The organism is Enterobacter sp. 01-M-03-SI-ECC, assembly GCF_047530215.1.
GTDB lineage: Bacteria > Pseudomonadota > Gammaproteobacteria > Enterobacterales > Enterobacteriaceae > Enterobacter > Enterobacter chengduensis.
Genome location: NZ_JBLKDA010000099.1, coordinates 1 through 768 on the forward strand (window position 1 = coordinate 1; position 768 = coordinate 768).

Consider the following 768-nt stretch of genomic DNA (forward strand, 5'->3'; position numbering starts at 1 on the left):
GTCAGGCGTCGCTGCGCATGGAGCAAGCGCTGTGGCCGGAGGATTACGAGCGGATGACGCGCGAGGTTGAGGAAGCCCTGCGGCAAGCCACCGACGCCAACGCCAGATCGTACACCCACGAAGAAGTGATGCAGGCGATGCAGGAACGCATCGACCGGGCGCGAGACAAGCCATGTTGATTGGCTATGCGCGCGTCTCGACGCAGGATCAGAACCTGGAGCTGCAACGCGAAGCCTTGAGCAAGGCCGGATGTAAAAAGGTCTTCGAGGACAAGGTGAGTGGCACGCGGGCAGACCGGCCTGGCTTGGCCAAGACGCTCGAAATGCTGCGCGAAGGCGATACTTTGGTCGTCTGGAAGCTCGACCGGCTGGGCCGGTCGGTCAAGCAACTGGTCGATCTGGTCGGCGATCTGCACAAGCACGGTGTCCAGTTCAGGAGCCTCACCGACTCCATCGACACCGGCACACCATCCGGGCGGTTCTTCTTCCACGTCATGGCGAGCCTTGCCGAAATGGAGCGCGAGCTGACCGTCGAGCGCACCCGCGCCGGGCTGGAAGTCGCCAAGCAGCTCGGCCGCAAAGGCGGCCGCAAGCCGAAGATGACCGACAGCAAGATCGAGTCGGCCAAGAAGCTGCTGGCCAGCGGGGTGCCGCCCAAGGACGTGGCCAAGAACCTCGGCGTGTCCATTCCGACGCTGTACCGCTGGGTGCCAGCCTCCACGCACGCTTAGCGTGCTTTATTTAATGAGATGGTCACTCCCTCCTTCCC

1 protein-coding gene is annotated in these 768 nt (G+C 63.2%); it reads left to right on the forward strand.

The features are described from left to right. Positions 1–172: 172 nt before the first annotated feature. On the forward strand, positions 173–730 hold the full coding sequence (locus ACMWKK_RS26230) for a recombinase family protein (protein WP_003100847.1): 558 nt from the start codon (positions 173–175) through the stop codon (positions 728–730). The last annotated feature ends 38 nt before the right edge of the window (positions 731–768 follow it).